This window comes from Flagellimonas sp. CMM7, assembly GCF_021390195.1.
In the GTDB taxonomy this organism is placed as follows: Bacteria; Bacteroidota; Bacteroidia; order Flavobacteriales; family Flavobacteriaceae; genus Flagellimonas.
This window is the reverse complement of record NZ_CP090003.1, coordinates 1,034,291-1,059,064: the sequence shown is the minus strand read 5'-3', so window position 1 is coordinate 1,059,064 and position 24,774 is coordinate 1,034,291. Positions and strand designations below refer to the sequence as shown.

Annotated in this window: 19 protein-coding genes; 14 read left to right on the top strand and 5 right to left on the bottom strand. The window is 39.0% G+C overall.

Annotated features, from left to right (window positions below; all coding sequences use genetic code 11):
* The first annotated feature begins 28 nt into the window (after positions 1–28).
* The 7 genes from LV704_RS04865 (at position 29) to tsaB (ending at position 7,643) form a co-directional block, all read left to right on the top strand.
* The gene (locus tag LV704_RS04865) at positions 29–1,141 is read left to right on the top strand and encodes an efflux RND transporter periplasmic adaptor subunit (protein ID WP_163421467.1); all 1,113 of its coding nucleotides are present in this window, start codon (positions 29–31) and stop codon (positions 1,139–1,141) included.
* A 97-nt stretch (positions 1,142–1,238) separates the two neighbouring features.
* On the top strand, positions 1,239–1,940 hold the full coding sequence (locus tag LV704_RS04860; protein WP_163421468.1) for an ABC transporter ATP-binding protein: 702 nt from the start codon (positions 1,239–1,241) through the stop codon (positions 1,938–1,940).
* Positions 1,933–3,162 carry an ABC transporter permease gene (locus LV704_RS04855; protein WP_163421469.1) on the top strand — a complete coding sequence of 410 codons (1,230 nt, stop codon included), beginning with the start codon at positions 1,933–1,935 and terminating at the stop codon, positions 3,160–3,162. Before LV704_RS04860 ends, LV704_RS04855 begins: the two co-directional genes overlap by 8 nt.
* Before the next feature lie 59 nt (positions 3,163–3,221).
* Positions 3,222–4,421 carry an ABC transporter permease gene (locus LV704_RS04850; protein WP_233782146.1) on the top strand — a complete coding sequence of 400 codons (1,200 nt, stop codon included), beginning with the start codon at positions 3,222–3,224 and terminating at the stop codon, positions 4,419–4,421.
* 34 nt (positions 4,422–4,455) lie between these two features.
* Complete coding sequence (locus LV704_RS04845) at positions 4,456–5,568, top strand: efflux RND transporter periplasmic adaptor subunit (protein WP_163421471.1); 1,113 nt, start codon at positions 4,456–4,458, stop codon at positions 5,566–5,568.
* Positions 5,569–5,608: 40 nt separating this feature from the next.
* Entirely contained in the window at positions 5,609–6,949 is a 1,341-nt protein-coding gene (locus LV704_RS04840; RefSeq protein WP_163421472.1) for a TolC family protein, read from the top strand.
* 16 nt (positions 6,950–6,965) lie between these two features.
* Positions 6,966–7,643 carry a tRNA (adenosine(37)-N6)-threonylcarbamoyltransferase complex dimerization subunit type 1 TsaB gene (gene tsaB / locus LV704_RS04835; RefSeq protein WP_163421473.1) on the top strand — a complete coding sequence of 226 codons (678 nt, stop codon included), beginning with the start codon at positions 6,966–6,968 and terminating at the stop codon, positions 7,641–7,643.
* Here tsaB and LV704_RS04830 read toward each other — a convergent pair.
* The 4 genes from LV704_RS04830 to LV704_RS04815 all read right to left on the bottom strand — a co-directional run bounded on the left by LV704_RS04830 (position 7,640) and on the right by LV704_RS04815 (position 11,829).
* Positions 7,640–8,461, bottom strand: coding sequence for a mechanosensitive ion channel family protein (locus LV704_RS04830; RefSeq protein WP_163421474.1), 822 nt, complete (start codon positions 8,459–8,461; stop codon positions 7,640–7,642). The two genes, tsaB and LV704_RS04830, sit on opposite strands and share 4 nt — an antisense overlap.
* 27 nt (positions 8,462–8,488) lie before the next feature.
* Positions 8,489–10,597, bottom strand: coding sequence for a thioredoxin domain-containing protein (locus LV704_RS04825; protein ID WP_163421475.1), 2,109 nt, complete (start codon positions 10,595–10,597; stop codon positions 8,489–8,491).
* Positions 10,598–10,662: 65 nt separating this feature from the next.
* A complete protein-coding gene (locus LV704_RS04820; protein ID WP_163421476.1) occupies positions 10,663–10,863 on the bottom strand; it encodes a dodecin family protein in 201 nt (66 codons plus the stop codon).
* A gap of 69 nt (positions 10,864–10,932) precedes the next feature.
* Positions 10,933–11,829 carry a NifU family protein gene (locus LV704_RS04815; protein ID WP_163421477.1) on the bottom strand — a complete coding sequence of 299 codons (897 nt, stop codon included), beginning with the start codon at positions 11,827–11,829 and terminating at the stop codon, positions 10,933–10,935.
* A gap of 126 nt (positions 11,830–11,955) precedes the next feature.
* Here LV704_RS04815 and LV704_RS04810 point away from each other — a divergent pair, with 126 nt between their 5' ends.
* Entirely contained in the window at positions 11,956–12,951 is a 996-nt protein-coding gene (locus LV704_RS04810) for a type IX secretion system membrane protein PorP/SprF (protein ID WP_163421478.1), read from the top strand.
* 50 nt (positions 12,952–13,001) lie between these two features.
* Here the strand turns inward: LV704_RS04810 and LV704_RS04805 are convergent, their stop codons facing one another.
* Positions 13,002–14,171 (bottom strand): VWA domain-containing protein, encoded by a 1,170-nt coding sequence (locus LV704_RS04805; RefSeq protein WP_163421479.1) that lies wholly within the window; start codon positions 14,169–14,171, stop codon positions 13,002–13,004.
* A 208-nt stretch (positions 14,172–14,379) separates the two neighbouring features.
* Here LV704_RS04805 and LV704_RS04800 point away from each other — a divergent pair, with 208 nt between their 5' ends.
* From LV704_RS04800 to LV704_RS04775, 6 genes are all read left to right on the top strand, one after another.
* On the top strand, positions 14,380–16,587 hold the full coding sequence (locus tag LV704_RS04800; protein WP_163421480.1) for a histidine kinase: 2,208 nt from the start codon (positions 14,380–14,382) through the stop codon (positions 16,585–16,587).
* Complete coding sequence (locus LV704_RS04795; RefSeq protein WP_163421481.1) at positions 16,587–17,318, top strand: LytTR family DNA-binding domain-containing protein; 732 nt, start codon at positions 16,587–16,589, stop codon at positions 17,316–17,318. Before LV704_RS04800 ends, LV704_RS04795 begins: the two co-directional genes overlap by 1 nt.
* Before the next feature lie 15 nt (positions 17,319–17,333).
* Positions 17,334–17,843 carry a gamma carbonic anhydrase family protein gene (locus LV704_RS04790; protein ID WP_163421482.1) on the top strand — a complete coding sequence of 170 codons (510 nt, stop codon included), beginning with the start codon at positions 17,334–17,336 and terminating at the stop codon, positions 17,841–17,843.
* 51 nt (positions 17,844–17,894) lie between these two features.
* Entirely contained in the window at positions 17,895–18,776 is an 882-nt protein-coding gene (fabD, locus tag LV704_RS04785; RefSeq protein WP_163421483.1) for an ACP S-malonyltransferase, read from the top strand.
* 155 nt (positions 18,777–18,931) lie between these two features.
* Positions 18,932–23,773 (top strand): Calx-beta domain-containing protein, encoded by a 4,842-nt coding sequence (locus LV704_RS04780; RefSeq protein ID WP_233782145.1) that lies wholly within the window; start codon positions 18,932–18,934, stop codon positions 23,771–23,773.
* A 7-nt stretch (positions 23,774–23,780) separates the two neighbouring features.
* Positions 23,781–24,773, top strand: coding sequence for a type IX secretion system membrane protein PorP/SprF (locus LV704_RS04775; RefSeq protein ID WP_163421485.1), 993 nt, complete (start codon positions 23,781–23,783; stop codon positions 24,771–24,773).
* Position 24,774 lies beyond the last annotated feature (1 nt).

Here is a 24,774-nt window from a genome sequence, read left to right as displayed (position 1 = left end):
ATCAATCAAAATAACTATATCAAGTAAAATGAAAAAGTCAGTAACCATTATCATCCTGTTGCTCATCGTGATAGTTTTCGGTGGCTCAATGTATTATTTGTATCAAAAGAACGCTGAAAATCCAGTGGTATACGAGATAGAAAAGCTTTCTAAACAGAACATTGTTAAAAAGGCAATTGCAACCGGAAGCATACTTCCTTTGGAAGAAGTGTTGATTAAGCCGAACATTTCTGGAGTTATAGAAGAAATATATGTGGAAGGTGGAGACTATGTAAAATCTGGTGATTTATTGGCCAAGATAAAGGTTGTGCCCAATCTAAATGCACTGAATGATGCAAGAAACAACATTGACGAGGCTAAAATTAATTTAGATGATCAAAAAAGGAACTATGAGCGCCAGTTAACGCTTTTCAACAAAGGGGTAATTTCTAAAGCCGATTTGGAACGTGCCCAGGTTACGTATGATCAGGCAAAACAGTCTTACGGAGCGGCGAACAAACGTTTTGATATTGTAAATACTGGAACCACAAGAGGTTTTGGAAATGCTGCCAACACATTGATCAAAGCTACCGTAAGCGGTATGGTTCTGGAAGTTCCTGTTGAGGTGGGCAATCAGGTGATTGAAAGCAATAACTTTAATGAAGGAACTACCATTGCTGCCATTGCAGATGTAGAAAAAATGATTTTTGAGGGCAAAGTTGATGAGTCCGAAGTAGGGAAGATCAAAGAGGATTTGCCATTGGAAATTACGGTTGGAGCTATTGAGGACCAGGTTTTTAACGCGGTATTGGATTATATAGCGCCAAAAGGAAAAGAAGAAAATGGCGCCATACAATTTGAAATCAAAGGAACATTGAAGAAACAGGATACTGTGTTCATACGGGCAGGCCTAAGTGCCAATGCTTCCATTATTTTGGCTCGTGCCGACAGCGTTTTGGCTCTAAAAGAGGCCCTAGTACAATTTGATGGTGAAACCAAGGAACCCTTTGTTGAAATTGAAACTTCAGAACAAAAATTTGAGCGTAAGGATATAGAGTTGGGGATAAGCGATGGTATTTTTGTTGAAGTAAAATCCGGACTCAATGCAGATGATAGGATTAAAGTCTGGAATGCAATCGAAGAGGAAGAAAACGCCAATTAATCATTTAACATAAAATTTCAAATAATCTTGTAACATTTTAACAACTTGTAAGTCTTATTACAGGAGTTAATATGCCGGATAGCTAACATCACCAATCATGATAGAAATCAAAGATCTTCACAAGTCCTATAAAATGGGAAGCAATTCCCTTCATGTTTTAAAGGGAATAAATTTTACAGCAGAAGCAGGAGAGCTAATAGCCATTATGGGGTCTTCAGGGTCGGGAAAGTCCACCTTACTTAACATTTTGGGTATGTTGGATGGTGCGGATAGTGGTGAGTACATTTTAGATGGGGTGCCCATCAAAGACTTGACCGAGACAAAGGCTGCTCAGTACCGAAACAAATTTTTGGGTTTTGTCTTTCAATCGTTCAACCTGATTAACTATAAATCTGCTGTTGAGAATGTAGCGCTACCCTTATATTATCAAAAAGTGGCAAGAAAAGAGCGCCAAGAGAAAGCATTGAATTATTTGGACAGGGTTGGGTTAAAAGAGTGGGCAACACATTTACCAAGCGAGCTGTCCGGTGGTCAAAAACAACGTGTAGCAATTGCACGTGCTATGGCCGCAGAACCTAAAGTACTTTTAGCAGATGAGCCAACAGGTGCTTTGGATAGTAAAACCTCATATGAAGTTATGGATTTGATTCAGAAAATCAATGATGACGGAAACACTATTCTGGTAGTTACCCACGAAGAAGATATAGCTCATATGTGCAAAAGGATTGTACACCTTAAAGATGGCGTTATAGTAGAAGATAAAAAGATAGAACAAGTTAGGGCAGAACAATATGTTTGATAGGGATATTTGGCAAGAGATATTTCATACACTTAAGAATAATAAACTTAGGACTTTCTTGACGGGCTTTTCCGTGGGTTGGGCAATCTTTATTCTTGTTATGCTGTTGGCATCTGTTAATGGTATGCAAAACGGTTTCACCAATCAGTTTAATGACGATGCGACCAATTCAATTTTTATTAGACCTGGAACTACAGCTAAGGCATATGCAGGATTTGAAGCTGGTCGTCGTATCCAGTTTAAGAATGACGATGTTGAATACATTAGACGAAGTTTTCCTGATGATATTGAATACTTAAGCGCTAGATACTATAGCAATACATCTGCCAGATATAAAAGTGAAACAGGGTCATATCCAATACAGGCAGTGCACCCGGAGTTTCAGATGATTGAAAAAACCATAGTAACTAGTGGGAGATATTTTAATGAAGCAGATCTTACAAACAAGTCGAAGGTAGCTGTTATTGGTAGAAAGGTGGTAGAAGATTTATTTAAAAAAGAAGATCCGGTCGGAAAGTTTGTCGAATTTAATGGATCGCTCTTTAGGATTATTGGGGTTTTTATAGACGAAGGGGATGATAATGCTGAAAGAAGAATATATGCTCCTATCGGCACTTTTCAGAGAATTTACGGAAACACTAATAATATTAGTGCTATAGCCCTCACCTATAACCCTTCATATGATTTGACCAAGGCACTAGAGTTTTCTGGACGCTTGGAGGATATCATGAAGAGAAGGCACAAGATTTCTCCAGAGGATCAAGCCGGGATTAATGTTTGGAATTATGCAGAAGCCTTTGATAACATTAGCAGTTTTTCGACAGTGTTGAGCACCATTAGTATTGGCGTTGGCTTTTTAATATTGATAGCGGGAATAGTGGGAATTGGTAATATCATGGTTTTTACCATAAAAGAAAGAACAAAGGAAATAGGGGTTAGAAAAGCTTTGGGAGCCATGCCAAAACAGATAATCAATTTAGTGCTTTTGGAATCAACATTTATTACTGCACTATCTGGCTTTATAGGTTTAATTTTTGCATGGATAATACTGTCTCTTATTGGGCCAAATATAAATACTCCGGCATTTAGTAATCCTTCGGTTAGTTTGTCTACGGTTATTACAGCGACAATTATTTTAATTGTGGCAGGAGTTTTAGCAGGTTTAATACCGGCAATTAAGGCAGCGAATGTTAAACCAATTGTAGCATTAAGCGATAAGTAATTATGTGGTTGTTTGATAAAGATTTATGGATAGAAATTTTCCACACGTTGGGAAAGAATATGTTTCGCACATTTTTGACCATGTTGGGGGTCATCTTCGCTATGATTATTTTGATACTACTACTGGGCTCCGCTAATGGAATGAGCAACGGTTTTGATAAGGTTTTTGCAGGTACTGCTTCAAATAGCTTATTTGTTTGGGGACAATCTACTTCTGAACCCTATAAAGGTTTTGAAAGGGGTAGAAGAATACGCTATAAGATTGAAGATGCCGAAATTCTGAAAAAACAAATACCAGAGATTGAAGTATTGGCCCCCAGAATAGAGCTGGGAAGTCATAGAGCAACGGTAACTGTTTATAGGGAAGGCAGAACGAGTGGCTCATCGGTCTATGGAGATTATCCTGAAATAGATAACATTACCAAAAAGAAATTGGTTGAGGGCAGGTTTTTGAACAAAACCGATATCGCTGATTCCAAAAAAATATGCGTAATAGGAGAGGAAACCTATAAATTACTGTTTGATAAAGGTGAAAATGCCGTAGGTGCTGATATCCGAATCAATGGCGTATTCTTTTCTGTGGTAGGAGTTTACAAGCCAAACAACAACATAAATATTGATGGCGAAAATGCGGTTTTCATTCCTTTTACCACTTTTCAAAAAGCATTTAATACAGGAGACCGCATGGGCTGGATGGCCATTTCAGTGGAACCAAATACAAAAGTTCCTGTGGTGGAAAATAAAATAAAGAAAATACTAAAGACAAAATACGATATACACCCAGATGATGAAAGGGCTATAGGCAGTTTTGATATGTCTGAAATCTTTAACAACATCTCAGCATTTACCGGAGTACTCAAAGGATTTTCCTTCTTTGTGGGCATATTCACCTTATTGGCTGGTGTTATTGCCATTAGCAATATTCTATTGATTACAGTGAAGGAACGCACCAAGGAAATTGGGGTGCGAAGAGCATTGGGGGCTACTCCAAGGACCGTAAAGCGTCAAATTGTAGTAGAAGCTATTGTTTTAACAGCTTTTGCAGGACTAATAGGATTTGCTATTTCAGTAGGCATACTGGCAATTTTAAACTCTTTATGGGGCAGTGGTGAAGATTTTCCATTTGTTAACCCTATGGTAAGCATACCACAATTTGGAATCTCATTCCTGTTGATGGTGAGTCTTAGCGTATTAATAGGATTGATTCCGGCAAATAAAGCGGTAAAAGTTAGACCCATAGAAGCATTACGAGAAGAATAACCAAAATAATTAGATAACAATCAAATAAGCTATAATGAACAAGTATGTAAAGTACGGTATAATAGGAGTCCTGACTCTTGGAATTTTATATGCAGTAGTATATTTCCTAAAACAAAACAGTACTCCAGCCCAATTGTATAAAACAGAGTCTTTAGAAAAAAAGGACATTGTAAACAAAGTAATAGTAACGGGTAAAGTAATTCCAGAAGATGAAATCAATATTAAGCCACAAATTTCTGGAATTATAGATAACATATATCTGGAAGAAGGTGTTGAGGTCAAAGCTGGAGATTTGATTGCATCCATCAAAGTTGTACCCAATGAACAATCATTAAACCAAGCAGCGGGTCGTGTTCGTAACGCGGAGTTGGCATTGAACAACGCAAAGATTGAGTATAACAGAAATAAGGCATTGTTTGATAAAGGTGTTATAGCCAGCCAAGATTTTAATACCCAGCAGTTGACTTTTGATCAGGCCCAACAAGAACTAAAGAATGCCCGTGCGGATTATCAAATCATCCGTAAAGGTTCAGCGGGCGGCTCCTCAAGTGCCAATACCAATATTAGAGCAACGGTTTCCGGTACAATTTTGGAAATTCCGGTTAAAGAAGGAGATCAGGTAATTCAAAGTAACAACTTCAATGATGGTACTACAATTGCCACTATAGCCGATATGTCCAAAATGATTTTTGAAGGTGAAGTTGATGAAGCAGAAGTTGGCAAGTTGAATATTGGAATGCCTTTGGAGATTAGTCTGGGAGCGTTGGAAAAAAACAAGTTTAATGCCAAACTCAAATTCATTGCTCCAAAAGGAGTAGAGACAGAAGGTGCTGTACAGTTTAAAATTGAAGGTGATTTAGTAGTTAACGATAGCATATATGTCAGAGCCGGATATAGTGCCAATGCATCAATTGTATTAGAGGAAAAAAAGGATGTTCTAACGCTTAAAGAAGCTCTGTTGCAATTTGATAAAGAAACTGAAAAGCCGTTTGTTGAAATTGAAACAGGTGAAAATGAATTTGAGCGCAAAGAATTGGAATTGGGTGTCAGTGATGGTATAGATGTAGAAGTGGTTTCAGGACTTGAAGAAAGTGCTAAAGTTAAAGTATGGAACAAACTGGAGAAGAAGGATGACACTGATGATTAATGAACCAACCAATTATATCAATCAAAAAATCAAAAGACGAATGAAATTTAAAATCACATTATTCATGATAATTTGTGCTATGTTCATCACCAATGCACAAATGAAAAAATGGACACTGCAGGAGTGTGTCACTTTTGCTATTGACAACAATTTAAGTGTTGAACAGTTTCAGCTTGATCTAGAAACAGTTAAAATTGAGGAAAGGGACGCTTTAGGTAACTTAATACCTAACCTTAATGGAGATGCTCGCCTTACCGAGAATTTAGGTCTGTCTTTTAACCCAACTTCTCAAGAACCAGTAAACACCCAACTTAATTTTACTGGTAACCTGACTTCTTCATTAACTTTATTTGATGGCCTTAGAAATTTCAAAAATTTAACTCGGGCTAAAATGAATGCAATTGCAAGTCAATACCGTTTAGATGATTTAAAAGATGATATTCGTCTTAATGTGGCAAACGCTTACTTACAGGTTTTATCAAACAAGGAGGCCCTCAAAGTTTCTGAAGCTCAGTATGCCGTTACCGAGCAGGATTTAAAAAGAACCAAAGAATTGGTGGAATCTGGAGTTTCCCCAAGAGGCGATCTTTTAGAAATTGAGGCCACAGCAGCTTCTCAAGAACAGCAAATTGTTAACGGAGAAGGCTTGGTGCTGATTTCAAGAATCAACCTTGCCCAATTGTTGCAAATAACGGATTATGAAAATTTTGATATTGCCGATGAGTCTTTTGAAATTCCTCCTTCGGATATTTTGAACAATTCAGCTAAAGTAATTTTTGACAAGGCATTGAGCTTTAGAAACGATATTAAGTTTTCCAAATCCAATGTGGAACTTGCTGAAAAGGATATTGAAATCGCAAAAGGGGCTTACTATCCAACGTTGAATGCTTTTATAAACTATAACACCAGATATAGTGATCAAAACTTGGTTTCCGCCCAAGATTTAACAGTTATACCATTTACGGAACAGTTATACAGATTTGATGGTCTTTCCTATGGATTTCAACTTAATGTACCCTTCTTTAATGGATGGAATGCACGTAATGGTGTAAAACGTGCAAAAATCGATTTAGAAAGAGCTAAACTTCAATTGGAACAGGATAAATTGGATTTGGAAACAAACATCCAACAGGCATATGTAGATGTGACTACTTTTAGCAAGGCACATGAGGCTGCTGTTAAAACATTGGAAGCTAGAAGATTGGCTTATGATTATGCCAAAGAACGATTTAACGTTGGATTGATGAACGCTTTCGATTTTAGTCAAGCACAGTCAAGAGTGGACGATGCCGAAGCAACTGTAATTCGAACCAAATACGATTATATTTTTAGATTGAAGATTTTGGAGTTCTACTTTGGCATTCCAATTTCCTTAAACTAGTATCTTTGTGGCCGCTATGGCCAGAATACTCAATTTAGAAACAGCAACGACCAATTGTTCGGTCAGTATTTCAGAGGGAAACAACATTATTTGTTTAAAAGAAAATAATGCTGAAAACTACTCACATTCAGAACAATTACACCTTTTTATAAAAGAAGCCTTGGAAGAGGTTTCTTTGTCTTTTTCAGATTTAGATGCTATTGCAGTCAGTAAAGGTCCGGGTTCTTACACAGGACTTCGTATAGGAGTTTCTGCGGCCAAAGGACTATGTTTTTCTTTGGATTTACCTTTGATTTCGATTCCTACTCTAGAGAGTATGGCCAATCAGATCAAAGTATCAGAAGGAGAAGTAATTATTCCTGTACTGGATGCAAGACGGATGGAAGTGTATTCCTCAGTGTACAATTCGGTTTATCAAGAAGTTCGTGATACTAGAGCAGAGGTTATTGATGAGGATTCATTTAAAGAGTTTGGTTCCCATTCTAAGATTTACATTGTTGGCAGCGGGGCGGAAAAGTGTAGAGAAATCGTGAAACACTCCAACTTTACCTTTAATACTTCCGTGGTACCATCAGCAAGGGAAATGGGAAAGATTGCCTCCCGAAAATTTCAAGAAGGCTCTTTTGAAGATGTAGCATATTTTGAGCCCTATTATCTTAAAGACTTTGTTCTTCAGGTAAAGAAGAAGTCTTAATCTACATCATGTACCACTCTCTGTGGGAAAGGAATCTCAATTCCGGCCTGGTCAAAACGAAGTTTAGTTTCTTCAATTACATGAAAGTGCGCAGACCAAAAAACGTCATTTTTTGCCCAAAACCTAAGAGTAAGGTTTACCGAGCTATCTCCCAGTTCACCAACATATACCTCAGGTACAGGTTCTTTTAATATGTCTATGTGTTCTACGCAAATTTGTAATAAAATTTCTTTGGCCTGCTTTATATTGGAGCCATAACCTATTCCTACATCGAACTTATCTCGGCGGGTATCTTCCATGTTGTAGTTTATAATACTTCCATTGGAAAGTTGTCCATTTGGTATAATCGCGACTTGATTGCCAAAAGTGTTCAGTTTAGTGCTAAAAATGGTGATTTGCTTTACGCTGCCGTCTATTCCTTGAGCAGAAATAAAATCCCCCACTTTAAAAGGTTTAAAAAGAAGTATCAATACGCCTCCCGCAAAATTGGCCAAAGAACCCTGCAGCGCCAAACCAATTGCCAAACCTGCTGCTCCGACCATGGCAACAAGAGAAGATGATTTTACTCCTAGTTGGGTCACAACTACCGTAAAAAGAAGAACTTTAAGGGCAATACTTATAAAGCTTTGTAAAAAGCTCTCTAGAGTAAGGTCGTAATCTTTACGTTCAAAAAATTTGCGAACCAAACGATTAATGAAACGTATGATCCATAACCCGCCTAAAAGAATAACAATTGCCAAGATGAGATTGGGCATAAAATCCCAAAACCATTCAATGGCCCTTTCTATATGTTGTTCAAAATTCCGAAGCTCTTCCATATTAGAAGTGAATAATTTTAATTTCCCTTATTTTTTTAATTGATTCAACACTGCTTTGGTAGAGGTTACTGGGAGTTTACAAGCTCCTTCTATACAAACATAGACCAAAGTCTCTCCTTCATTATATCTACTTTTTAATAGGTCAATACCACCTTCTTTTTCTGAACCCACCAGAATACTATTGGGTAGGTATTCGCTACTCAATTCCTTTCCTATAGCTTTATAATTTTCTCCCACTACAGCTATCTCATGAAAGTTTTGATTTTCGTAAAGTACCAAATGCATCCAGTTACTAAAACCTTGTGCACTTTCTTCAAAATTCTCCTGCACATTTTTTACCATTTGTTTGGCAAGCACTCCATAATCTTCCTCCGTGTACAGCTTGTGGAATTTCAACAGGTTTTTGGCCATGATGGAATTAGAGGATGAAATTTCCTTGTCATAGGTTTCGATGCTCCTTCTAATGAGCGCTTCATCCTTGTCAGATGTAAAAAAGAACATTCCTGATTCCTTATCAAAAAAGTGAATTTTGGTATAATCCAAAAGTTTCTTGGAATGATTTAACCATTTTTCGTCAAAAGTAACTTCATAAAGTGCTAAGAAGGCATCAATTACACTTGCGTAGTCCTCTAAAAAGCCATTTATGTTGTTTTTACCTTTGTTATGATTTCTACTAAGGGAATAATCCTTTTGGATCATTTCCTTTTCAAGGAACTCAGCATTTTTAAGCGCCAATTCAAGATAATCTGAATTGCCCAAATAACGATAGGAATCTACAAGTCCTTTGAGCATTAACCCATTCAACGAAGCAAGAATTTTATCGTCCAACCTAGGTTTGGAACGTTCAGTTCTTTTCTCTTTTAATATTTTGAGAGAATTGTTCAGTTTTTCTTTTAAAACAGCTATGGAAACATCGTGTTTTTTTGCAATCTCTTCATCTGTTTTATCCCTGATTAAAACATAGTTTCCTTTTTCCCAAAGGCCGTAAGAGTTAATATTATAGTAATCTTTGAAGATGTCAAAATCATCCTCTAAGAGTTGGGACAATTCATCCTTGGTCCAAACATAGTAGGCTCCTTCTTCCAATTCACCATGCTCATCTAGACTATCGGCATCCAAAGAAGAATAAAAACCTCCATTTTCATCAAGTAGTTCCTCTTCAACAAAACTTATGGTCTGTTCTACAACGGTCTTGTACAGTTCATTTTTTGTTACGGCATAGGCCTTGGCATATAAACTCGCTAGTTGGCCGTTGTCATATAACATTTTCTCAAAATGCGGCACATGCCATTTGGTATCCACGGCATATCTAGAGAACCCGCCACCAACATGATCATAAATGCCGCCGTAGGCCATACGGGTCAAAGTTGCATTGACATGTTCCATGATTTCCGGTTTGGAATTTGCAGTTGCATAATGCAAAAGAAAATCCCAATTGTTTGGCATCATAAATTTGGGAGCACGCTTGTATCCACCTAAATAACTGTCAAAATATGCTGACCATTTTTCCACGGAAGTGTCAAGTTGTTCCATAGTAAAGGCATCGGAATCTCCCTTATTTTCTACAAGGTTTATGGCGTTGATTCCGTTTGATAAATCACTGGCGTATTGTACAATTTTAGATTTATCGTTTTTATATAAATCTGTAAGTTGTTTCAAGGATTTGATCCAATTGTCTTTTGGAACATAGGTGGCACCCCAGAATGGCCTTCCATCTGGCAGGGCTACTATATTAAGAGGCCATCCACCATTTCCAGATATCATCTGAATGGCGTCCATATAGATTTGGTCCACATCAGGTCTTTCCTCTCTATCAATTTTTATATTGATGAAATTCTCATTCATCATTTGTGCTACTTCCTCATCTTCAAAACATTCTTTCTCCATTACATGGCACCAATGGCATGCGGCATAACCAATACTTATAAGTAAGGGCTTACCTTCTTTTTTTGCACGTTCTAAAACTTCAGGTTTCCAAGCTTCCCAGTTTACAGGGTTGTGTGCATGCTGTAATAGGTATGGACTGGTCTCATGGATTAGGGCATTAGTATGTTTATGGGTCACTTTATTAGATTTTTGGGTGCAACCTTGGGTTAAAGACAATAAAACCGATAAAATGGTAATTCTTTTAAGCATGTAAACAATTTTGAACATAAAAAAAGCGCCCGAGGTGGGCGCATTTTTTGTTATTCACCCTTTGGTTATTTAACCTCAAAAGTGATTTTAACGTTGACCCTGTATTCGTCTATTTTACCATCCTTAACGGAAGCACTTTGCTCGTTGAGGTAAACCGAACGGATATTCTTAACTGATTTGGAAGCGTGGGCTACTGCATTTTTCGTTGCTTGTTCCCAACTTTCATCAGAGTTTGCCAATACTTCAATAACTTTTAAAACTGCCATGGTTAATGTTTTTTAAATTAATTCAAGTTATGAAAATTTGACGATACTATTTCTAAGAAAAACCGAAAATTAGCCATTGAGTGCAACCACCTCATTTACTTTATCTCCCATCATATTTTTTAACATGGTTTCAATACCATTTTTTAGGGTAAAAGTAGAGGACGGGCAGCCACTGCAAGCCCCTTGCAAAATTACGTTCACTGTTTTGCTGTCTTCTTGGTAGGATTGAAAAAGAATATTACCACCATCGCTGGCAACTGCCGGTTTTACGTATTCTTCCAAAATATCTATAATCTGTTGAGAAGTATCATCGTATTGCGTTGGTGATAGGCTTTGCTCTGCAGTTTCTTTGGATTTCTGAATTGCTTCACTGGAAACTACTTCCTTTCCATCTGCTAAAAAGTCTCTAATAAATTCTCGTAACTGCATGGTAATTTCCTCCCAATCAGCAACCTCATATTTTGAAACGGATACGTAGTTTTCATCAAAGAACACCTCTTTTACAAATGGAAAGTGGAAAAGCTCTTTAGCCAACTGGGAATCCTTTGCGTCATCAATATTTTTGAATTCGTATGTGGTGGGAACTATTTTTTTGTTGGAAACAAACTTCATCACCGCAGGGTTGGGAGTAACTTCTGCGTAAACGGTAATGGGCTGTTTTTTCTGAGTTTCTGCTTCATTTACCACAGGTTCTCCAGCATTTAAATATTCAACCAATTGCTGAGCAACTTCATCTTTTACATCATCCCATTCAACAATATCAAATCGTTCAAGAGCTATAAAGTTTCCGGAGATATATACAGTTTTAACGAAGGGGAGATAAAATAACTGCTGAGCTAATGGGGAATCCTTTGCTTCATCTATGTTTTTAAGCTCATAATTGCCCTTTGCCAAGAACTGGTTGGCCTCAAATTTTAGTATTTTGGGGTTGTTGGTATCAACAACTGTGATATTAAATTCTTTCATAGCGGATATTTAATGCAAAAATACAAAGTAAACATGAGAGGTAAAATATATAATAATGTACCGCTTCAATCGTTATCTAAATGTTTGATTACCTTTAAATATCAACTTTAGCCCCATAATCAATACATGAGACGCTATTTAACCCTACTAATCATTACCCTAGTTTTTGGGCTAACTACTAAGGCTCAAGAAGGAATACCTGTATATTTTGATTACTTAGCAGATAACTACTATTTGGTGTATCCATCTATGGCAGGTATTAGCGAAGGAGCAAAAATAAGGCTTACAGCAAGGAAACAATGGTTCAATGTTGACGAAGCACCTAGTTTACAGACTTTGAATGCTAATTTTAGGGTGGGTGAACGAAGCGGTGTTGGCGGGATCTTATTTAATGATTCTAACGGATACCACTCCCAAACAGGTTTTAAAGCAACCTACGCTCATCATTTGCAGCTGGCGGGAGACTTTAGAACACTAAACCAAATATCCTTTGGTCTTAGTGCCGGGGTTATTTTAAGCAGTTTAGATGAAACAGAGTTTAGATCTATAATACCGGATCCTGTGGTTTCAGGAACAAAAAACACTACAAGCTACTTTAATGTAGATTTAGGAGTATCGTATAATATTTTTGAATTTTATGCACACGCCGCTGTTTTGAATATCTTGGGAAGTGGTCGTGATTTGTACACTGCAGCAGAATTTGATAATTTGAGAAGATATTTGCTTTCAGCAGGATATGTTTTTGGAAAGAAAACTAGAATTGAGCCTTCTGTTTTATTTCAGATGACCGATTTTACCAAGGAAAAAACCATTGACCTTAACGCAAAAGTTTATAAGGATGTTGCTTTTGGTACTATATGGGCTGGCTTGTCTTACCGTAGAAGTTTTGATGGGGCACAGTTCCAGACCAATGGTGGTTTTGGTGAACAGCGTTTGCAATTGTTTACGCCAATAATTGGAGTTAACGTAAACCAGTTCTTGTTCTCCTATAATTATTCTTACCAATCTGGTGATATTCGTTTTGATAATGGAGGCTTTCATCAAATTACCTTAGGATATGATTTTGGTCAGAGTGATCAAGGCAAACGTTACGATTGCTACTGTCCTGCCGCCAATAACTAAAAATGGCCCATCAAAAATGATGGACCACTTTTTTCTCACACTTCAACAATCTAATCCCATTTGTAATTTTTCTTAGCAGCTTGATTTTTTATGGCTGATAACAATGCATTTTCCAATTCTCCAGTTTCTTCTTTTTGGTTTTTGGCAATGTATGCCTCACGTTTTGTGTTTAAATCCTGGATCTGCTTTTGAATTTTTTCACGCTCCATTTTTTTGTCTTGGACGTATTGTTTGATTTCTTTATCAGTTTTTCCCTTTAGTTCGGTAGGTAGATCTTCATCATCCAATTCTTCAAGAACCGTTTCTGAATCTTCAACGGCATCTACTAGGTCCCATTTAGAATTTTTGTATAGTCTAGAGCTTTTGCTGATTGACCTTTTTACCGCAACTGCAGGTTCCATTTCAACGGCATTACTGTCCTGTATTTCCTGCATCATTTTCTTTTCCCTTCCCAAGGCTCCATAAGAAATATATGTATTGTTTAATTTGGAATTGAGTTTAATAATAACATCATCATAAGGAGTGTCAATATGAACTACTTGTCTGTTGTGATCTATGGCCATATACTCACCTCCGGTCAAAGTGGCTCCGTTTTTCCATTTGGTTGAGATGCCCTGCTCATAATTTCCACAAAAAATTGTGTTTACAACAATGTCTTTTTCTTTGGCGTTGATTGAAGCATCCCTGTAGTTTAATTTACCTTGGGTGAATGGCTCGTTTCCTGCAATAAAAATCATTTTAAGGTCATCTGCATTCTTGCCCCAGTCTAACTGTTTTAATGAAGTTTGAATAACTTGACCACAATATTCTTCGCCTCCATTGGTAGTCAAGGAAAACAGCTTTTCAGAGATTTCATCCAAATCACTGCTAAAACCTATTACTTGCCTAATGTAGCCTTCATTAGAGGCTAAATTATCATTGCCATATTCATAAAGTGCTATTTGTAATGAAGGTCTGGCCTCATTCCCACACTTGGCATAGGTAAATTCATTGACAATATCCCAAAGTTGTGCTTTTGCCTGATTAATAAGACCATCCATGCTGTTGCTAGTGTCCAATAACAATGCAACCTTTACATATTGCTTGGCTGGTTTGTCTGCAATAGATTTTGTTATCAAGGCAGTGTTTTGATATTCCCTTGGTTTTAAATTGCATCCGTATACTGTTCCGGCTGCTATTGTAAAAAGTGCTATTCCCAATAAATGTTTTAAATGTTTCATAGTTCAATGTTTTAAAGTATGGGGTAAAAATATTGCCATCTTTTTTTAATAAAAACCAAGAATGAGGGAACGGGAACTTAGAATGAGTGAGTGAGACAAATGGTTTTGTAAAGAGGTAAAATGGCACTGTTTTTGGCAACTTTTGAAGAAGAAGCCATTTTTTAATACGCTTTATATGAATTAAGTTTACCTAAGTATTTAGGAATAAATGGTAAAAGGAAAACACATATTCTTCTTCTTTCTAATCGTGTTTTACTCTGGGTTTTCCCAAGTAAACAATGAACGCTTGTCCATGGAGATTACCGGATCGGTTAAAGGAAAGGAAAACTTTGCTCCAATTTCAGGGGTTGAAGTTTCTACGGATAAGGGTTCCTATACAACAACCAATGGACTGGGTGAGTTCAAAATTAAAGCTTCAATTGGTGATATACTCATTTTTGAAAGCTTGGAATTTGAACCTGTTAGGCATAGAATAACTTCAGATGAAGAGGTAGATGTGTTGGTAGAAGGTTATATTTCCAAAAGAAGTTCAAAGAAAGAAAAAAGTATAAGCTCCAGAAACATTTCTAATCATCAGAGGTTTCTAGATTCTGCCAATGTTTACAAAAGAACAGATTTGGAGAAGAGCATAGACTTTATAGCTCAATCTATATCTCAATTGGGCAAACGTGGAAATAGAAACGAGCTTTCTTCTTCTTTGACCATTTTGGGCGAGATTTATTTATATCATAAACAATATGACCTGGCTATTACAAACTTCAGGGATGCTCTTGAACATAGGGAGTCATCCAAAACGAAGTTGTTATTGGGCAAAGCTTATGTGATGAATGGCGATTTTCAAAATGCAGAATCCATTCTTACTCCATTATTGGAAGTAAAGAATATGATTCCTTTTCAACGTGTAGAATTGTATGAAAATTTAGGAGATGCCGTCAAGGGTTTGTCCAAATTGAATGAGGCGGTGGATTTTTATAAGGAGGGGCTTCAAATTGCCCAAAAAAACCAAATCTCTCCCAAGGTCATTGATTTAAACTCAAAAATTGCAGATGCCTATGCAAGCGAAAATCGTTTAGTAGAGGCAGAAGGGTTTTATAACAATTCACTGAACCTTTCTAAAAAAGTAGCTCCAGAACGATTAATAGAGGAGAATGAAAAAGTGGCGGATTTTTACAATCAAGAGAATAGATATGAAGATGAAATTCAACTAAGGAAAAAGAGTTTGAGTGGATTGTCGCAATTACCTAGACAATCAGTTGGTAGAGAAAATAAGGCCTTGCCAAGTCCAGATTCCATAACTGCTCAACGCATCAATTACAAAATAGCCAATGCATACATAGCACAGGATAAGTTGGATGAGGCTATTCCTTATTTGGAGCGAAGTATTGTTGAGGCAGATAGTGAAGATGATTTGGTTGTACAAAAAGATGCAACCAGAAAATTATCAGAAGTATACAAATACAAAGGAGATTTTTCCAAATCGTTGGAATCCTATCAAGATTATGTTGCTGTTGTAGATAGCTTATACGTAAAAAAGGAACAAGAAATTTCTAGAGCGGCCAGATTTAATCGTGAGATAGCTACCAAGCAAAATCGTATATCAAGTCTGGAACAAGAACGACAGTTATCCCAAAGCAAGTATAGCCTTGCCGTTACAGAACAGCAGTTGTTTGAAGAGACAAGCAAAAGACAAAAATGGATTATTTATTCCTTGATTTTTGGACTGGTACTAATGGCATTAACAACCTTCTTGTTTTATCGAAGTGGTAAACAACAGAAATTGGCAAATAATCTACTGGCATTAAAGTCGTTGCGTACTCAAATGAATCCGCATTTTATTTTTAATGCACTCAATTCCGTCAACAATTATATTGCGAAAAGTGATGAACGTAGTGCCAATCGGTTTCTAAGTGATTTTTCAGTTTTGATGAGAAGCGTGCTGGAAAATTCTGAAGAGGACTTTATCTCTCTTTCCAGAGAATTGGAGCTTTTAGAGTTATACGTGAAATTGGAGCATTCCCGTTTTTCGGATAAGTTTGACTATGAAATCAACATAGATAAAAAGATAGATATTGATGCGTTTGAAATTCCTCCGATGCTTCTTCAGCCCTATATAGAAAATGCTATTTGGCACGGACTGCGCTACAAAGAAGAAAAGGGTTTTTTAAAGATTGAGGTAAATCAAATCAACAAAGAGCTCCTGGAAATAACAATTGTAGATAACGGAATCGGGAGAAAAAAATCGGCCGCATTAAAGACGGATAATCAAAAGAAACAAAAATCAAAAGGGATGGGAAATATTAAAAAGCGTATCCAAATTCTTAATGAGATGTATAAGAACAAGGTAGATGTTTCAATATCCAATTTGAATGAGGATCAAACAGGAACAAAAGTGTCCCTTAAGCTTAAAAAAGATTGATGGAATTACGGACTATTATCGTGGAAGATGAGGCAAATAGTAGAGAGATTTTAAGAAATTATATAGCCAAATATTGTGATGGAGTGAAACTGTTGGGAGAAGCTTCCAATATTGATGAAGGACTAGCGCTAATCCAACAGCATCAGCCAGATTTGGTGTTTTTAGATGTTGAAATGCCTTTTGGTAATGCCTTTGATCTTCTGGACAAAATCCCTGATAGAACTTTTGAAACAGTTTTTGTTACAGCCTATAACCAGTACGCCATGGACGCGTTGAACAATCATGCTGCATATTATTTAATGAAACCAATAAACATTGACGAGTTGATAAAAGCGGTGGATTATGTCAAGGAAATAAAAGAGAAAGAAAATGCCTTGGACGGACAAGTATTAAAAGCAAGAACAATTAAAGCAGAAGGAAAGATTACCCTGCCACAACTTGATGGTTTTCAAGTTTTGGAAGTAGGGGACATCTTCTTTTGTAAAGCCGATGACAATTACACAGAAATATATTTAGAACACAAAAAAATAGTGGTGAGCAAAACACTCAAATATTTTGAAGAAGCGCTTACGGATTATTCATTTGCCAGAATTCATAAATCATACTTGGTGAATGTAGGCGAAGTGGTAAAATATAAAAGAGGAAAGGGAGGCAGTGTTGTATTATCAAATGGGAAAGAGCTATCCGTTTCTGCATCCAAAAAAGCAGCATTATTATCTTATTTTCAATAAAATCAATTAAAGAATATGATACTTAAATCCGTAAGAGGAAAAACTCCAGAAATTGGAGATGATTGTTTTATCGCTGAGAATGCTACAATTGTTGGTGAAGTGTCTATGGGAGACCAATGCAGCATTTGGTACAATGCTGTGATTAGGGGAGATGTACATTTTATAAAAATTGGAAACAAGGTCAATGTGCAGGATGGTGCTGTCATTCATTGTACCTATCAAAAATCACCAACAACGATTGGGAACAATGTTTCCATTGGCCATAATGCGTTGGTGCATGGCTGTACCGTAAAAGATAATGTGCTGATTGGTATGGGCAGTATTATAATGGATGATTGTATTGTGGAAAGTAATTCAATCATTGCTGCCGGAGCTGTTTTAACCCAAGGGACCCATGTGGAGGAAGGAAGTATTTATGCAGGAATGCCCGCAAAGAAAATAAAGGACGTAAGTCCAGAATTGAGCTCAGGAGAAATAGATCGTATCGCTAATGCCTATGTGACCTATTCAAGTTGGTTTAAGTAGTATTGGCAATTTAAATTATCCCTATTTTAGCACCGCTATAAAACTAAACTGATGAACGCATATATTTTCCCAGGACAAGGAGCTCAATTTGTGGGAATGGGCCTAGACCTTTATGAAAACCACAACCAAGCACAAGAACTATTCGAACAAGCCAATGATATTTTAGGGTTTTCCATTACGGATATCATGTTTGAAGGAACTCCTGAAGATTTAAAGCAGACCAAGGTAACCCAGCCTGCTATTTTTTTGCATTCCGTTATTTTGAGTAAGGTTCTTGGAGAAAATTTTAACCCAGACATGGTTGCGGGGCATTCGCTTGGAGAGTTTTCAGCATTGGTGGCCAATGGTACTTTAAACTTTGAAGATGGCCTAAAATTGGTTTCACAAAGAGCTTTGGCAATGCAAAAGGCATGTGAAGTTCAACCAAGCACTATGGCTGCAGTTTTAGGGTTGGATGATGAGGTGGTCGAAAAAACATGCCAAGAAACAGGAGGAATTGTAGTCCCAGCAAATTATAATTGTCCAGGTCAATTGGTGATTTCAGGAGAGATTGAAGCTGTAAACGCAGCATGTGAAAAATTAAAAGAAGCAGGAGCCCGTAGAGCTTTATTACTTCCTGTTGGTGGAGCGTTTCACTCACCTTTAATGGAACCGGCCAGAGAAGAATTGGCAGCGGCGATAGAAGCAACAAATTTTAGTGTACCTATCTGTCCAATATATCAAAATGTACCAACTACTGCTGTTACAAATGCAGATGAAATTAAAACCAATTTGATTTCCCAGTTGACCGCTCCCGTAAAATGGACTCAGAGCGTGCAACAAATGATTAAAGATGGTGGAAATTCTTTTGTTGAAGTTGGTCCCGGTAAAGTATTGCAAGGCTTGGTTAGAAAGATAGATTCTAGTGTAGAAACATCTTCTGGCACCATATAAATAAGGATTTTTCTGACTTAAATGTATTTCATCCGAGAAAGATAGATTTAGTCTGTAAAGTTGTGGTGTTCCTTCATTTTTTAGTAATATTGGTTCTTCCCAAATCACCGACCAAAACCAAAATGAGAACTATACTGAAAATCATTAAATAGGTGATGTTATCCTTCTTAAAAAAAGCTTTTTTTTTACTTTTCTCTAACTATGGTAAAGAGAAAATACTCTTAATAGCATTTATAGTATTTGGTGCTAGTTTTGGATTTGGGCAGACTATCAGCATAACCAACACTACGGACGGTACTGAGAACGGTGCGGGTGTTGTGACCAATGGAGTTTTGACAATTAACCAGACCTTGGCCACAATATCAAATACGGATATAAGTTATTCAGTTACCGGTACTGCCGCTTCGGGCACGGATTACACAGCACTTGGCGGTACGGCTACAATTATCGCTGGTCAGTTCAGTACTACAATTACGGTTCCAGTTCTTGAGGACGCGATAGTTGAGGCTGGAGGCGAGACGGTGATCATCACCCTCACGGGAGTGACCAGTGGTGCCGCAACGCTAGACCCTACACCGGCCAATCTTACGGCAACCAACACGATACTTGACGATGACAGCGCTACTGTAAGCATAACCAACACTACGGACGGTACTGAGAACGGTGCAGGTGTTGTGACCAATGGAGTTTTGACCGTTTCCCAGAGCGGTGTTTCTAATAGCGATACGGTCATTTCCTATACTGTTGGTGGGGGCAGCACCGCCACTTCTGGCACGGATTACACAGCGCTTAGCGGTACGGTCACGATATTGGCGACACAGACCTTGGCAACGATAACGGTTCCGGTCCTTGAGGACGCGATAGTTGAGGCTGGAGGCGAGACGGTGATCATCACCCTCACGGGAGTGACCAGTGGTGCCGCAACGCTAGACCCTACACCGGCCAATCTTACGGCAACCAACACGATACTTGACGATGACAGCGCTACTGTAAGCATAACCAACACTACGGACGGTACTGAGAACGGTGCAGGTGTTGTGACCAATGGAGTTTTGACCGTTTCCCAGAGCGGTGTTTCTAATAGCGATACGGTCATTTCCTATACTGTTGGTGGGGGCAGCACCGCCACTTCTGGCACGGATTACACAGCGCTTAGCGGTACGGTCACGATATTGGCGACACAGACCTTGGCAACGATAACGGTTCCGGTCCTTGAGGACGCGATAGTTGAGGCTGGAGGCGAGACGGTGATCATCACCCTCACGGGAGTGACCAGTGGTGCCGCAACGCTAGACCCTACACCGGCCAATCTTACGGCAACCAACACGATACTTGACGATGACAGCGCTACTGTAAGCATAACCAACACTACGGACGGTACTGAGAACGGTGCAGGTGTTGTGACCAATGGAGTTTTGACCGTTTCCCAGAGCGGTGTTTCTAATAGCGATACGGTCATTTCCTATACTGTTGGTGGGGGCAGCACCGCCACTTCTGGCACGGATTACACAGCGCTTAGCGGTACGGTCACGATATTGGCGACACAGACCTTGGCAACGATAACGGTTCCGGTCCTTGAGGATGCGATAGTTGAGGCTGGAGGCGAGACGGTGATCATCACCCTCACGGGAGTGACCAGTGGTGCCGCAACGCTAGACCCTACACCGGTCAATCTTACGGCAACCAACACGATACTTGACGACGACAGCATAACTATCAGCATAACCAACACTACGGACGGTACTGAGAACGGTGCAGGTGTTGTGACCAATGGAGTTTTGACAATTAACCAGACCTTGGCCACAATATCAAATACGGATATAAGCTATTCAGTTACCGGTACTGCCGCTTCGGGCACGGATTACACAGCACTTGGCGGTACGGCTACAATTATCGCTGGTCAGTTCAGTACTACAATTACGGTTCCAGTTCTTGAGGATGCGATAGTTGAGGCTGGAGGCGAGACGGTGATCATCACCCTCACGGGAGTGACCAGTGGTGCCGCAACGCTAGACCCTACACCGGCCAACCTTACGGCAACCAACACGATACTTGACGATGACAGCGCTACTGTAAGCATAACCAACACTACGGACGGTACTGAGAACGGTGCAGGTGTTGTGACCAATGGAGTTTTGACCGTTTCCCAGAGCGGTGTTTCTAATAGCGACACGGTCATTTCCTATACTGTTGGTGGGGGCAGCACCGCCACTTCTGGCACGGATTACACAGTGCTTAGCGGTACGGTCACGATATTGGCGACACAGACCTCGGCAACGATAACGGTTCCGGTCCTTGAGGACGCGATAGTTGAGGCTGGAGGCGAGACGGTGATCATCACCCTCACGGGAGTGACCAGTGGTGCCGCAACGCTTGATCCATTACCCGTCAACCTTACGGCAACCAACACGATACTTGACGATGACAGCGCTACTGTAAGCATAACCAACACTACGGACGGTACTGAGAACGGTGCAGGTGTTGTGACCAATGGAGTTTTGACCGTTTCCCAGAGCGGTGTTTCTAATAGCGACACGGTCATTTCCTATACTGTTGGTGGGGGCAGCACCGCCACTTCTGGCACGGATTACACAGTGCTTAGCGGTACGGTCACGATATTGGCGACACAGACCTCGGCAACGATAACGGTTCCGGTCCTTGAGGATGTGATAGTTGAGGCTGGAGGCGAGACGGTGATCATCACCCTCACGGGAGTGACCAGTGGTGCCGCAACACTTGATCCATTACCCGCCAATCGTAGAGCAATTAATACTATAGGGGATGATGACACCTGCGCAGCTGGAAACGCGGCACCAACCTTTATTGGTGGTTCAATAATTACTTTTTGCGATGCATTTTCACAAGATCTTGATGCGTATACGATGAGTATTCCACCTGTAGGATCAGACTTAAGATGGAGCACTAATTCAGATACGAGTGTAACAGGAGATTATCTGCCAACAAGCACGGTAAGCTCAGCTGATACTTATTTTGGATTTTTCTATGATGCAATAAATGACTGTGCTAGCCCTACTTTTAGTGTTACCCTAACGCAAAATACAACACCTTCCCCGGGTACAACTACAAACATTGCTACTTGTGATAATTCAGGAGAAGGAGATAGTGTGGTGGATTTAGATGATCAATTAGCAGGAGCAGATACAGGTAACTGGTCTTTAACTGGCAGTCCGGGAGGAGCATCAATAACTATAAATGCTAGCAATATTGTAAACTTTAATGGGCAACCTTTGGGGGACTATACATTTACATATACAACATCCGGGGCAACAGCACCTTGTGTTGACCAAACAGTGGATTTAACAATAAGTGTAACGGATTGTTCCATTCCATGTAATGCGGGAAATAGCGCGCCTGTTCTTGATACCTCTGAACCTACGGAGTTCTGCGATGTGGTTGAGGCTAATTTAAATGACTATGTTACCAATTCGGCACCTGCGGGAAGTGTACTTACTTGGAGTACCAATCCTGATCCTTTACAAGTTGTTGCGCACCGAAGTAACATCGTCTCTGCACCTGGGTCTTATTTTGGTTTCTTTTTTGATGCAGGAAATAATTGCGCTAGTCCTGTATTGACAGTATCCTTAGAACGTTTTTTTACACCTAATATTGACAGTACCTCTGGTGATAGCATTTGCGGAGAAGGAACGTTGACATTGACTGCTACAGTAACTGACGATAGTACCCTGAACTGGTATGCAACTGCAATCGGCGGAACTATACTAAGCAGTGGGCCTTCATTTGAGACACCAACCATTTCAACAACTACCTCGTTTTTTGTTGAGGCTACGTCCAATAATTGTAGCACTGAAAGGGTAGAAGTAATAGCTACTGTAAATGACACTCCTTCTGCAGGAACACCAACCAATATTATTGCTTGTAATGCAGTAGGTAATGGAGGTCCATCGGTTATTGATTTGGATGATACCCTGGCAGGTGAAGATTTAGGAGTATGGACTATAATCACTGACCTATCTGGAGGAACCCTATCAATTGGCACCGATAATAATGTAGATTTTGAAGGTTTGCCTTCTGGTAGTTACGTATTTGAATACACCACGAATGGCGCTGTGGCACCTTGCGTGAATAGTTCGGTACAAGTAACAGTTTCTGTAAGCAATTGTGTTGTAGATTCCGATAATGATGGTTTAACAGATGGAGAAGAGAATGATTTAGGTACAAATCCTAACAATCCTGATACGGATGGGGATGGTTTAACGGATGGTGAAGAAGTATTGGTGGTTGATGACCCAAGTACAACAGCAGTTCCAGAGAATGCAACGAATCCCTTAGATAGTTGCGATCCTTTTTTGATCCCCGCCTGTAATCCTGAAGCTATTGATTTGGCAATTACAAAGGAGGTTGATGAAAACGAACCGTTAGTAGGTGAGGAGGTTATCTTTACCATAACCCTTGAAAATACAACTATGGATAGGGTGTTGGATGTTCTTGTCAATGATTTAATCGGTGATGGATTTGAATATGTTTCACATACGGCATCAAAAGGGTTATATGATCAAACCAGTGGGGTTTGGTCCATTGCTGAATTGACACCCGAAGAAAGTATCACCTTGGAAATTACAGTTACCGTTACCACTTCTGGGCAACTTCAGAATACAGTAACTATAGCTTCCTCGTTTCCGGTAGATGCGGTGAGTTCAAATGACACAGCAACAGTTTCTGTCCAGGTGAACCAAAGCCCATGTCAAGACCCAGGAACCTTGTGCAATATTTTTTCTCCAAATGGGGACACGAAAAATGACACTCTTAAGCTTGTACAACATGAGCTTTTTCCAGACAACACATTAGAGGTGTTTGATCGCTATGGAAATAGTGTTTTTGAAATGCAAGGCTACGATAGTACATGGGATGGAACGGGTAGTAGTGGTGATGTGCCAAAAGGCACCTACTTTTATATATTGGATCTTGCAGGTGATGGAACCGAAATAGTAAAAGGGTGGATTCAAATAATAAGATAAATGAAACATGCCAAATAAAATTGGTTTAAGAACATACGGAATACTTGCTCTAACTCTCATTGGAATTATGAGTGTTGGTATGGCTCAAAAAGAACCTCAGTATACACAGTACATGTATAATATTGGGAGTTTTAATCCAGCTTATGTAGGAACGGTTGAGTCGCCTGAGCTAGCAGGTCTATACAGGGCACAATGGGTAGATATTCCTGGGGCGCCCACTACCATGCGGTTCGGGGTAAATGTTCCATTTGCTAATGAAAAAACTGGACTAGGTCTTAATGTGGTACATGATGAGTTGGGACCTTCAAGACAGACGTTTATCAATCTGGCGTATTCGTATCAAATCAACGTTTCGGATATCACCAAATTGTCCTTTGGGTTGTCTGCGGGAGGATCTCTTTTAAGTTTGGATTATGCTGAAGGTACTTTTGTGGATCCATCTGATCCAACAATAATAGGTGAAAATTTAAGTAACTTTTATCCAACTGTTGGTGCAGGACTCTTTCTTTATGAGGAAGATTGGTATTTGGGGGCTTCTATTCCCAATTTTTTGACCAATGGATTGTATAATGATGAAGTGGCAACGATAGTTGAAGATAATATGCAGTTTAACGTAATTGGAGGATATGTTTTTCAATTATCTGATAACACCAAGTTTAAACCGGCATTTTTGGTGAACTATCTTCAAGGATCTCCTGTTAACGTAAATCTATCGGCTAATTTTCAATTTATAGATGCACTTACCATAGGCGCATCATATAGATTTGATAATGCAGTCAGTGGTTTGGCAGGTATTCAGGTTTCCAATGGATTGTTTTTAGGATATTCGTATGATTATAATACAAATGGGCTGGGAGAGTTTAGCGGAGGCTCACATGAGGCAATACTAAAATTCTATATTGGACGTGGTGGTTTTGGAAGTGGAAACTCCAAAACAAAAAGCAAGGACAAAAAATTAAAAGGCAAACCGAAACAGATAGATTCCCCAAGATTTTTCTAAT

Bases quoted from the DNA above. Each gene is read 5' to 3' on its own strand.
- LV704_RS04865 (WP_163421467.1), top strand. From the start codon at position 29: ATGAAAAAGTCAGTAACCATTATCATCCTGTTGCTCATCGTGATAGTT.
- LV704_RS04860 (WP_163421468.1), top strand. From the start codon at position 1,239: ATGATAGAAATCAAAGATCTTCACAAGTCCTATAAAATGGGAAGCAAT.
- LV704_RS04855 (WP_163421469.1), top strand. From the start codon at position 1,933: ATGTTTGATAGGGATATTTGGCAAGAGATATTTCATACACTTAAGAAT.
- LV704_RS04850 (WP_233782146.1), top strand. From the start codon at position 3,222: ATGTTTCGCACATTTTTGACCATGTTGGGGGTCATCTTCGCTATGATT.
- LV704_RS04845 (WP_163421471.1), top strand. From the start codon at position 4,456: ATGAACAAGTATGTAAAGTACGGTATAATAGGAGTCCTGACTCTTGGA.
- LV704_RS04840 (WP_163421472.1), top strand. From the start codon at position 5,609: ATGAAATTTAAAATCACATTATTCATGATAATTTGTGCTATGTTCATC.
- tsaB (WP_163421473.1), top strand. From the start codon at position 6,966: ATGGCCAGAATACTCAATTTAGAAACAGCAACGACCAATTGTTCGGTC.
- LV704_RS04830 (WP_163421474.1), bottom strand. From the start codon at position 8,461: ATGGAAGAGCTTCGGAATTTTGAACAACATATAGAAAGGGCCATTGAA.
- LV704_RS04825 (WP_163421475.1), bottom strand. From the start codon at position 10,597: ATGCTTAAAAGAATTACCATTTTATCGGTTTTATTGTCTTTAACCCAA.
- LV704_RS04820 (WP_163421476.1), bottom strand. From the start codon at position 10,863: ATGGCAGTTTTAAAAGTTATTGAAGTATTGGCAAACTCTGATGAAAGT.
- LV704_RS04815 (WP_163421477.1), bottom strand. From the start codon at position 11,829: ATGAAAGAATTTAATATCACAGTTGTTGATACCAACAACCCCAAAATA.
- LV704_RS04810 (WP_163421478.1), top strand. From the start codon at position 11,956: ATGAGACGCTATTTAACCCTACTAATCATTACCCTAGTTTTTGGGCTA.
- LV704_RS04805 (WP_163421479.1), bottom strand. From the start codon at position 14,171: ATGAAACATTTAAAACATTTATTGGGAATAGCACTTTTTACAATAGCA.
- LV704_RS04800 (WP_163421480.1), top strand. From the start codon at position 14,380: ATGGTAAAAGGAAAACACATATTCTTCTTCTTTCTAATCGTGTTTTAC.
- LV704_RS04795 (WP_163421481.1), top strand. From the start codon at position 16,587: ATGGAATTACGGACTATTATCGTGGAAGATGAGGCAAATAGTAGAGAG.
- LV704_RS04790 (WP_163421482.1), top strand. From the start codon at position 17,334: ATGATACTTAAATCCGTAAGAGGAAAAACTCCAGAAATTGGAGATGAT.
- fabD (WP_163421483.1), top strand. From the start codon at position 17,895: ATGAACGCATATATTTTCCCAGGACAAGGAGCTCAATTTGTGGGAATG.
- LV704_RS04780 (WP_233782145.1), top strand. From the start codon at position 18,932: ATGTTATCCTTCTTAAAAAAAGCTTTTTTTTTACTTTTCTCTAACTAT.
- LV704_RS04775 (WP_163421485.1), top strand. From the start codon at position 23,781: ATGCCAAATAAAATTGGTTTAAGAACATACGGAATACTTGCTCTAACT.